At 45.7% G+C, this 8,179-nt stretch carries 10 protein-coding genes and 1 pseudogene; 5 read left to right on the top strand and 6 right to left on the bottom strand.

Going from position 1 to position 8,179, the window contains the following annotated elements:
• The 3 genes from AC5V8P_RS20640 to AC5V8P_RS20630 all read right to left on the bottom strand — a co-directional run.
• A partial coding sequence (locus tag AC5V8P_RS20640; protein WP_495473815.1) for a penicillin-binding protein 2 occupies positions 1 to 1,094 on the bottom strand: 1,094 nt, incomplete at its 3' end.
• Positions 1,095 to 1,114: 20 nt separating this feature from the next.
• Positions 1,115 to 2,260, bottom strand: coding sequence for a transglutaminase domain-containing protein (locus AC5V8P_RS20635; RefSeq protein ID WP_064798023.1), 1,146 nt, complete (start codon positions 2,258 to 2,260; stop codon positions 1,115 to 1,117).
• Positions 2,261 to 2,276: 16 nt separating this feature from the next.
• Positions 2,277 to 2,759 carry a hypothetical protein gene (locus tag AC5V8P_RS20630; protein WP_063209571.1) on the bottom strand — a complete coding sequence of 161 codons (483 nt, stop codon included), beginning with the start codon at positions 2,757 to 2,759 and terminating at the stop codon, positions 2,277 to 2,279.
• Between the two features lie 220 nt (positions 2,760 to 2,979).
• Here AC5V8P_RS20630 and AC5V8P_RS20625 point away from each other — a divergent pair, with 220 nt between their 5' ends.
• The 3 genes from AC5V8P_RS20625 to AC5V8P_RS20615 all read left to right on the top strand — a co-directional run bounded on the left by AC5V8P_RS20625 (position 2,980) and on the right by AC5V8P_RS20615 (position 4,891).
• Complete coding sequence (locus AC5V8P_RS20625) at positions 2,980 to 4,149, top strand: MFS transporter (protein ID WP_064798022.1); 1,170 nt, start codon at positions 2,980 to 2,982, stop codon at positions 4,147 to 4,149.
• A gap of 136 nt (positions 4,150 to 4,285) precedes the next feature.
• On the top strand, positions 4,286 to 4,384 hold the full coding sequence (locus AC5V8P_RS20620; RefSeq protein WP_231116964.1) for a YjcZ family sporulation protein: 99 nt from the start codon (positions 4,286 to 4,288) through the stop codon (positions 4,382 to 4,384).
• Between the two features lie 165 nt (positions 4,385 to 4,549).
• Positions 4,550 to 4,891 (top strand): toprim domain-containing protein, encoded by a 342-nt coding sequence (locus AC5V8P_RS20615; protein WP_063209576.1) that lies wholly within the window; start codon positions 4,550 to 4,552, stop codon positions 4,889 to 4,891.
• 92 nt (positions 4,892 to 4,983) lie between these two features.
• On the opposite strand, the gene cyoE is transcribed toward AC5V8P_RS20615, so the two are convergent.
• Positions 4,984 to 5,928 carry a heme o synthase gene (cyoE, locus tag AC5V8P_RS20610; protein ID WP_064798021.1) on the bottom strand — a complete coding sequence of 315 codons (945 nt, stop codon included), beginning with the start codon at positions 5,926 to 5,928 and terminating at the stop codon, positions 4,984 to 4,986.
• 203 nt (positions 5,929 to 6,131) lie between these two features.
• Between cyoE and AC5V8P_RS20605 the strand changes: the two genes are divergently transcribed.
• On the top strand, positions 6,132 to 7,115 hold the full coding sequence (locus tag AC5V8P_RS20605; protein ID WP_063209580.1) for a metal-dependent hydrolase: 984 nt from the start codon (positions 6,132 to 6,134) through the stop codon (positions 7,113 to 7,115).
• A 251-nt stretch (positions 7,116 to 7,366) separates the two neighbouring features.
• Here the strand turns inward: AC5V8P_RS20605 and AC5V8P_RS20600 are convergent, their stop codons facing one another.
• Positions 7,367 to 7,588, bottom strand: coding sequence for an alpha/beta-type small acid-soluble spore protein (locus tag AC5V8P_RS20600; protein WP_013311857.1), 222 nt, complete (start codon positions 7,586 to 7,588; stop codon positions 7,367 to 7,369).
• Between the two features lie 120 nt (positions 7,589 to 7,708).
• Here AC5V8P_RS20600 and AC5V8P_RS20595 point away from each other — a divergent pair, with 120 nt between their 5' ends.
• A complete protein-coding gene (locus AC5V8P_RS20595) occupies positions 7,709 to 7,876 on the top strand; it encodes a hypothetical protein (protein WP_196771901.1) in 168 nt (55 codons plus the stop codon).
• A 31-nt stretch (positions 7,877 to 7,907) separates the two neighbouring features.
• Here the strand turns inward: AC5V8P_RS20595 and AC5V8P_RS20590 are convergent.
• A pseudogene (locus tag AC5V8P_RS20590) lies at positions 7,908 to 8,179 on the bottom strand (tryptophan--tRNA ligase); the annotation flags it as partial.

Raw genomic sequence — 8,179 nt, 5'->3', positions numbered from 1 at the left:
TATTTTTCTTTTGAAATCGTACCGGTTTGCCAATAATTTGCATCATAATCCGGCATACTAGCCATAGCTACGACATTGCCAGTATCCACTTCCATGGCAACAGCAAAGCCTGTTTTGGCATAAGGATGAGTCTTGCCGGATACAGCATGTGAATGGAGCCATCTCAATTGATCCATAATGGCATTTTCAGTCTTCACCTGAATCTCTTTGTTAATCGTGGAGTAGACATTATCCCCTTTTTGCGGAGGAGTAACAGAATCTACACCTTCCGGCATATTGCGTGGATCAATGGGTACTGTTTTATAGCCATTTTTCCCCCGTAATTGTTCCTGATATTGATATTCCAGCCCGTCAAAGCCCACAGATTCGTTATCCATATAAATGAGGCCCGGATCATTTTCAGCTGACATGGATTTTTGAATATTCTTATATTTATCCAACGTTTCACGTGCACTTTTATAACTTTTAATATAACCGACCGTTTGAACAGCTACCGTGTCAGGATCGTAATGACGTACCGTTTCTTCAACGACATCTACGCCTGGAAACTCACTTTTATGCTGCATAAAATAGGCAACTTCATCTTTACTAAGATTCGTTTTGATCAGACGCGGCGTAAAACCGCTAAATCGCTGATAGTTCCGGTCCATAGCGTCCATAATTTGCTCTGCCGTCATTTTCGGCTCATCTTTATTGCCATACTGAGCAAATCGATTTGCTAGCTTTTGTGTCATCTTTTCCAGCTCAGGCAACAGCTTTTTATCTGGACTTCGCTTTTCTTCCAAGCTGTCGCTATAATTCTTGGAGAGCGTGATATACAGCGATTGTACTGGTGTAGAATACGCCAGTCTGTTCTGCCCGGTTGAATCATAAATTGTTCCGCGAATCGGCGTAAGTGGTACGTTTTTGGTAACATTACTGGCCTCCTGCTGTTTGAGCTGGGGTCCATCTACAAATTGAAGTATCGCCAGTCTGACAATGATGACCGTAAATATAATGAACGAGCTGAAAAAGAACAGATTGATCCGGAAGCTAAATCTTTTTCGGTCGGATGTCTCATTGTTTTTTTCTTGCTCGTTGTCCATCTTTCTCATGCGCCCTTCTCCACTCCTTCTTAAATCACTTTATCCTTGATATGTGTTTGAGCAAAACCAGGCGGATTAAACCAGTCTCCACTTTGTGCCCAGGTCGGGTCGAGCGGGACCCATCGATCCTGTCCGCTCAAATACACCTCATTCCAGGCATGGGAGCCGTAACCTCCCTGTCCGTTGTATCCAAGGCCTGTAACGACCTTGACCTGTAGTCCCTGCGAACGAGCCATCATTGCGTACAAGCGGGCATAATCAATGCACACTCCTTTACGTGTATCAAACGTATCTTTGGGAGTCTGCTCATGCCAATCCCCACGTTGCTCATAGGCTTCTACCTTACTGTAATCATAGCTAATGCGGGTGCCTACCCATTCATACAAGGCTCTGGCTTTTTGCTCATCACCGCTAGCTCCTTCGGTAATCTTGGCTGCTGCCTGACCGATATCATCCGGAATGTCCCGGTCGATTATTTCGTATTTGCGCTGCATGATACCATTCAATTCCTTGGTAACAGCCTGCGTAAATACGGGCAGCTTATCCTTAATCAGAGTCCCGGACAACGGCTCAATGACCGATTGCGCACCTTGCTTATAAATCGGCGAAGCTTGTACGTAGCTGCTAAACCCGCTGTCTGGATACAGACTTACGCCTATGAACAGCAGGGCTATGATCATCATGGCGCGAGCTCCACCAATAAGAGTACCGATTCCAGCCCCTGCCACCCTGCTGAAGAAGCCAGATTTCTTTTCATGCTCATGGAGTTCCGACTTGCCGCCTATCACCAACACATAAATAGCACGTAGTAAAAACTGGGCAATAGCATAACTAAGCATGAACAATACGGCGAACCGCAGCAGCGGAAAACCCTCTACCCCCGCCACGAGCGTATAATAAAATTGCTCAATTCCACTAAGTTTGCGCTGCGGCAAATGCTCCATGTAAGCTGCCAGCCATTGCTGTACTTTCGGTGAAAGCCACATGGCTACCCCGAGCGAGCACAAAATACCCGTCACAGTGAGTATCCCATCCACAATGAGACTAAACAGCGCACCTACAGATCTGGAGGCCCCTCGCCTCCACCCCTGTATCAACGACAATATGACGATGGCGATCAGAAATACCGTCACGCCATTCCAATGAAGAACAGACTCCAGCCAGGATGGGTTCATTGTGCTCCTCCTGTCTCTACGGCGACTGTGGCGGCTGTACAGCAGCCAAGTCTTTCGCACTATCAATATATTTCTTGACGGTGTCGCCCATACTCCATTCGCCCAGCGACATTCCCTGATACCATACCTTGACCTTATCACCCTCAAACGGACCTTTTACTTCCAGGTTCGAACTGGATACTGTAAATGTACCATCCCCGTTGGAGGTGTATTTGGCATTTTGCCCCTCTTTTATCATCATGTTCAAAGCCTCGCTCTGAACTTTGTTAATTGCATCATCTTTTGCCTGAGTCACGACCTTGCCGACCTGTTCAAAGGAAATCCCACTGTATACTAGCAAGCCTGCAATCACAACGATGATGATCAGCCATTTTACGAGAGTTCTAACAATCTTCAATATGACCAATAATAGAACAAGCCCAATCAATATATACAGCCAGTTATCCTGAACGATCTGCCAATTGTGTTCCAAAAATTCTGTCCAGACGTTCTTATCCATTCGCTACACTCCCGTTTTCAACTACATGATTCAATTGCAAATTGTCTCTGTAATTATACATGATTACGCAATGTCCTGTCAGCTTGGGTCTTTTACATCCCCTGTCATTTAATTCTTGTCCATACAAAGTGGTCTATGTTCGTCCAATCCAGCGTACAACTTAGGAAGGGCCAATACGTAGTAATATGAAAGTTTACATTAGGGAAAGGGGGTCATTCGCATGAAAACAGCCCTCTGGCTGTATCTCTTTTTGTTCATTGCCTTTTTTGATCTGCATGCACAATATCCTATTTTGACACCATTCGCAATCTCTCTGGGGGCAGCTCCTACCTTTATCGGTTGGATGATGGGGATTTACTCTCTGACTCACCTGCCTGGTAACTTGATGGCAGGTCCGAAGGTCGACAAACACGGCAGTCGCCGATATATTATGTTCAGTCTGACAGCCGCAGGCATCATCCTGATCATTCAATCGTACATCCATACACCGTGGGAATTACTTTTTCTACGTGCAATTAGTGGCTATGTGTTGGCCTTTTTATCCCCAGCCTGTCTGGCCATGCTGGCACAACTGTCTGATCATCCGGTTACACAGGGGAAATATATGTCGGGGCATGGTGTCGTCCACACGTTGGCCTCTGTTCTGTCTCCGGCCGCAGGTGCATTTATCGTAGCCAGTTTTGGCTTTAGCGAGACATTTAGTTCCCTTGGCATCATTCTCGTTATCACGGGGCTTATGGCTTACTTCACCTTACCCAAAAATGCACCCGCTCCGCAGGCCCAATTATCTGATGGTCACGCAACACCCGCTCCGCTATCGGCAGTACAAACGCGGCTACCATTCAATTGGCGTTACCTGCTTCTACCTTTTGTTTTAGCGTGCGCACAAGGCATTTTATTTTACGAGATCCCTTTACGTAATAACGGTTCTGCGTCCATAATGTCCACCGGATTACTCTTTTCTATCATTAGTCTGGGAGCACTCTGTACGCTAAGTTTACTTTTTCTGAACAAATATTCACCGATGGTACGGCTACTTTGCGGCATTATTCTGTTGTCTTTAAGCTTCTTCGCACTCGCCACCACGCCTGAAGCGATCATAGGCATCGTCCTGTTTATTTTGGGAACAGCCAAAGGCATTATTTTCCCAGCGCTGGCCTCCCTTTTCATACAAATTGGAGGTGCGCGATTGGGCAAAACGTTTGCTTTGCAATCCATTGCAACATCTATCGGCTCCTTTGCCGGACCTGTACTGGCGGGTCAGCTTCCAGATCACATTTCTCCTTTCTTTATCGCCTTTCTGATCCTGATGGCCGGTCTATTATTTATTCCTGTCCAGCGATTATCTCCGACACCTCCGTTGCCTGCCTCAGGGCCTTATCATTCCTAGTTATACCTGAGGGAGGCATGCTAATATGCTGTCTTTAAGCCCAAAACACTCTTCTCAAAGGCGTGTGCACAGGACTTTATTCTCCTACCAACATAGACTAATTTGACTGAATTATTAGAAAAGGGAGGTGCAGACCATGGGCCACTGTCATCCTTGCCCTATCGGGACTTCAACTGGTATCATTCTTGTTCTATATATTCTGCTCGTCATCATTCTTCGTACTTGCTGGATCTAATGTCTGATTTGCCCTAACAGCCTGCTTTGTAACCCATGCCTGCCACTTCTGGCAGGCTGTTTTGTTGTTTTTTGCATGAGAACCCCGTTTAGAGCTAAACTATACACATATTCCTTCATTTCCCGGGGAATTTCGAGCACAGGCATGAAGCAAGGGGTGAGCAAAATGGCGATAACCGTGATTGTCGAAGGAAAAAATGACCGCAGTAAACTTCGCCGATTACTTGACCCGGAGGTCAATATTTTATGTACCTTCGGCACATTAAACTCTATAAAGCTGGAATCCCTCCGCAAACGGACCAAGCACGATGAAATATACTTATTTATGGACAACGACAGTTCGGGAAAAAAAATAAGAGGTGTGCTTGCAGACGCTTTTCCAGATGCACTTCATATGTATACTCGCAAAGGCTATGCTGGCGTAGAAGGGACTCCGGATGAATATGTGATTGCCCAGTTGGAGAAAGCTGGCTTAGAGGAATACATTATATACCCTCCTGTGCTTTAGTCCTGCGAATAACAAAAAAGCTGTCCTCAGGCCAATTCAGGCGCCTGTTGGACAGCAAATATAGTGTATTATCACCAATGCTACTACTCGGATTAGAATTTATGAACCGTATCAACGATCATCAATAAGAAGCTGAGTGTCAGATGGTTAATGGAAAAGAAAAATACTTTTTTGGCCCAGGAATCTGTTTCTTCTTTCTTAATCGTAAAACCCTTAAAAGCATAAAACGCCCAAAGCACAGACAGCAATACAGACACGATCATAAAAATCATACCGGCATACCCATAAGCGTACATAAGGATGGGTACCGGAATCAACAGCACAATATAAGGAATCATCTGAATTTTGGTCCGATGAATACCTTTCACAACTGGCAACAATGGGAAGCCTGCTGCGCGATATTCCTCGACTCTGCGAATGGCAAGTGCCCAGAAGTGAGGCGGTTGCCATAAGAACAGTAATGCGAATAAAAGCCATGCGCCCATATCAATACGGCCTGATGCGGCCACATAACCAATTACTGGAGGCATAGCCCCTGAAATACCGCCAATGGATGTACTCCATGTAGACGAACGTTTCAACCAGAGTGTATAAATGCCAACGTAGACAATCATACCTAAGATGCCCAGTAGCCCTGCCTTCACTCCAGAGAAGTAGAATAAGACAGCCAATCCGACGATGCCCAAAATAATAGCGTAGGACAACACCGTTGTAGGGGTCAGACGTCCTGTTGGCAGTGAGCGATTACGTGTCCGCTCCATCTTCAAATCCAACTCACGGTCAAAGTAGTTGTTAAAGACACAAGAAGACGCCATAACCAACATAGTACCTAAGAGTGTAAGGATTAACTTTATATAGTCAACGTCCCATTGCGATGCTAACCAAAAACCACCGAAGGATGCAACCAAATTAGTACGAAGGATGCCTGGCTTAGTCACTGTAATAAAATCTTTCCAAGTGCCCGCCTTGCCGGGTGGTTTAGATTTTACCGAATAGGTAGCCGCATCCGAAGAAGTCTTATAACTAATATTATCCATTGTGAGTAACTCCCCCTTAGAGATGTATGAATTCGGGAGTAAGTTGAACTCCGATATAAATTTTATCATATACCTACCCTAAAAAGTTTGACAGAAAACGCACAAAACGTTCACAATTCAGATGGCAAATCGCCCCTGCTGATCGTTTACAGTAAATTTGGGTAGTAATAAGTACAGGAAACAATACAAAAGGAGCGACAGATATGGATACAGCCACACACTTTGTCATGGGAATCGGATTGGCCGGGCTGGCCTACACTGATCCTGTCGTCGCCGGAGATCCAAAGCTGGCCGCAGTCGTACTGCTCGCTACGGTCGTAGGGTCACAAGCTCCGGATTTTGACACTTTGCTTCGGTTGAAGAACAATGCAGCCTACATTCGCAATCACCGGGGACTGTCGCATTCCATTCCCTTCTGGTTGATATGGATCTTGTCCATCACGGGACTGATCTGCTTGATCTTCAGGGATGTGCCCCCGGGTCATATCGCATTATGGGTAACGATTGCAGTGTGCCTGCACGTATTCACAGACTTATTCAATACGTACGGAACACAGGCATTTCGGCCGTTTACGAACAAGTGGATCTCTTGGAATATCATCCATATTTTCGATCCCTTTATTTTCGGTACCCATGTTGCTGCAATAATGCTGTGGATCACCGGGTTGGTTTCGCCGGCACCCTTATTTATTACACTGTACATCCTTATTGGCCTGTATTACATTTGGCGAACCTGGAGTCATTTTATTACCAAAAAAGCGGTGCGTGATATGGACACCCAGCGCCAAGAAGGCGACACTTATTATATCATTCCCACGGTATCATGGAACCGGTGGCATGTGGTAAAAGCTCATCAGAATGGAAGTTATGACATTGGCGGATTACATGGCAAACATTTATTTTGGACGAAACACGCAACTCCGTCCACACATCCAGCTGTAGAAGCTTCCAAATCCTATCGTGATGTGCAAGCATTTCGCTATTTTTCCTCCTTTGCCGTAGCCGAGGTAGAAGAACTGGAATGGGGCTATATTGTACGCTGGGGGGACGTAAGGTATCGACACCGGAGGCAATATCCATTCGTGGCGGTGGTTGCGATGGATAAGCAATTCGGACTGATCAACAGTTACATTGGATGGCTCAGTGACGAGAAAATGCAAAAGCGCCTTTCCCTGCATACGAATTAAAAATATTTAAAAGCTAGCAATGAGCCGAGTAGATTACAGACAGCAAGTCTCCCTATGCCTGGAGCTTGCTGTTTTTTTGACCATTCCCGTCAAAAGCGATGTCTTATGTAAGCGCCCTCTTGACGAAGCAGACTTGCGTGATTCACAATGGTCGTAAGCATGCGCAAAAAAATCCGGAGCATGATCGCTCCGGATTTTCTTCATCACAGTTGCTCATAATACAGCTTCCAGGATGGGAGTGTTTATGTGTATTACTGCAAGCGGCTGCTGCCCGACAAGGATTGTTCTGCTTGTTGGACCAGCTTTTTCGTGATGTATCCCCCAAGAGAACCTGTTTCGCGGGAAACGACATTACCGAAGTAACCGTCTTGAGGAATAGTGATGCCAAGTTCTTGAGCTGCCTCATATTTTAATTGTTGTAAAGCGGCGTTGGCCTGCGGTACTTGCAGGTTGTTTGAACGACGTCTGCTCATATTTGAATCTCCTTTCAGTTCTTTGTGAGTGAGGTTCATTGCAAGCTTGCAAGATTATTATGGCTCACTTACATCTACTTATTCCTGAAATTCAACATTCGAAAGCTGGAGGTTTTTACCATGAACAAAGGTTTATCCCTATGGTTCGCCGTTTCATCCATTATCCTGCTGACAGCAGCTGCTATATCCATCAGCTATTCTGCATGGCTTGCTATATTGCTGGGGCTTTTATCTGTCGGCAATATCGGCTGGGGCTTCGTAGTTAAGGCCCGTCAACGTCGCTCTTAAGTCAATTTGTAAGTCTTGGCTTCAATAGGCTCTAGCGTACACGTGGTAAAAAGCCCATGCGCTCTTTGACCGCAGACAGCGTGATTTCAGCAGTTTCTTGAGCACGCTCTGCGGATTGGGCCAAAATATGTCCAATTTCACCGGATTCCCGGATTTCGCGATAGCGTTGCTGAATCGGTTCCAGCATAACTACAACCGTCTCTGCCAGTTCCTTTTTAAATGTCCCGTACATTTGTCCTTCATAACGATCCTGTACTTCTTGGAGCGACAAACCGGAACACTGGCTGTAAATGCTCATTAGAT

The organism is Paenibacillus sp. N119s, from assembly GCF_059447605.1.
The sequence above is the reverse complement of the archived record's forward strand: the minus strand, read 5'-3'. Positions and strand labels throughout refer to the sequence as shown.

Bases quoted from the DNA above. Each gene is read 5' to 3' on its own strand.
- AC5V8P_RS20620 (WP_231116964.1), top strand. From the start codon at position 4,286: ATGGGCCACTGTCATCCTTGCCCTATCGGGACTTCAACTGGTATCATT.
- cyoE (WP_064798021.1), bottom strand. From the start codon at position 5,928: ATGGATAATATTAGTTATAAGACTTCTTCGGATGCGGCTACCTATTCG.
- AC5V8P_RS20605 (WP_063209580.1), top strand. From the start codon at position 6,132: ATGGATACAGCCACACACTTTGTCATGGGAATCGGATTGGCCGGGCTG.
- AC5V8P_RS20635 (WP_064798023.1), bottom strand. From the start codon at position 2,260: ATGAACCCATCCTGGCTGGAGTCTGTTCTTCATTGGAATGGCGTGACG.
- AC5V8P_RS20615 (WP_063209576.1), top strand. From the start codon at position 4,550: ATGGCGATAACCGTGATTGTCGAAGGAAAAAATGACCGCAGTAAACTT.
- AC5V8P_RS20630 (WP_063209571.1), bottom strand. From the start codon at position 2,759: ATGGATAAGAACGTCTGGACAGAATTTTTGGAACACAATTGGCAGATC.
- AC5V8P_RS20600 (WP_013311857.1), bottom strand. From the start codon at position 7,588: ATGAGCAGACGTCGTTCAAACAACCTGCAAGTACCGCAGGCCAACGCC.
- AC5V8P_RS20595 (WP_196771901.1), top strand. From the start codon at position 7,709: ATGAACAAAGGTTTATCCCTATGGTTCGCCGTTTCATCCATTATCCTG.
- AC5V8P_RS20625 (WP_064798022.1), top strand. From the start codon at position 2,980: ATGAAAACAGCCCTCTGGCTGTATCTCTTTTTGTTCATTGCCTTTTTT.